This is a genomic window from Bartonella sp. CL436QHHD, from assembly GCF_042195105.1.
Classification (GTDB): domain Bacteria; phylum Pseudomonadota; class Alphaproteobacteria; order Rhizobiales; family Rhizobiaceae; genus Bartonella.
Genome location: NZ_JBHINR010000013.1, coordinates 1 through 986 on the forward strand (window position 1 = coordinate 1; position 986 = coordinate 986).

General features: G+C 44.0%; 1 pseudogene. It reads left to right on the forward strand.

What is annotated here, in order from left to right:
- Window positions 1-986: pseudogene (locus ACFIKN_RS01900) on the forward strand (hypothetical protein); the annotation flags it as partial.

A 986-nucleotide genomic window follows, 5' to 3' on the forward strand; every position in this document is an offset into this window, starting at 1 on the left:
TTTGTAGCGACGCATGGGGACAGTAAAGAGAACAGCAAGATTACGTCTCTTAAAAATGGAGACATTAGTAGAACGTCAACGGATGCTGTAGCGGGTAACCAGCTTCATGCTCTAGGTGATAAAGTTGCGAAGTCTTTAGGTGGTGGTGCTAAGTATGAGGATGGCCAATGGAGCAAACCTAAGTTCACGGTTAAAACAGTAAAATCTGATGGTACTGAGAGTGAGGAGAGCTATACAGATGTGGCTTCAGCGTCTGCCGGCGTAGGCACTTCTTTCACGGATTTACATAAAGAGATTACTAATGAAATTAGCACTGCTCAGGCTGATGCGTTGTTGTGGGAAAAGGCTAAAGGTGCGTTTATAGCGACGCATGGGGACAGTAAAGAGAACAGCAAGATTACGTCTCTTAAAAATGGAGACATTAGTGGAACCTCAACGGATGCTGTAGCGGGTAACCAGCTTCATGCTCTAGGGAGCAGTGTTGCAAAATCTTTAGGTGGTGGTGCTAAGTATGAGAATGGAACTTGGAGTGCGCCTACATTCACAGTTAAGAGCGTGAAAGAAGATGGCAAAACAGAAGATAAAGAGTATCATGATGTAGCAACAGCGTTTGCTGGTGTAGGAACTTCTTTCTCGAATGTGAATAATTCTATCACGAATATTAAGGATGAAATTAGCAAAGATATTACTGAAGCAAAGAGTGATTCCTTGAATTGGAGCGACACTGCACATGCGTTTGTAGCGACGCATGGTGAAGAGAATGCAAGCAGCAAGATAACATCGCTTACCAATGGGTCTATAACTAAAGACTCAAGTGATGCTGTAGCGGGCAATCAGCTATATGCTCTAGGGAGCAGTGTTGCGCAATCTTTAGGTGGTAGTGCTAAGTATGAAGGTGGCACATGGACAGCTCCGACTTACGAGATCTCTAATATTTCTGCAGATGGTGATGTGGGAAAGACAAGCTTCAATGATGTTGGTAGCGC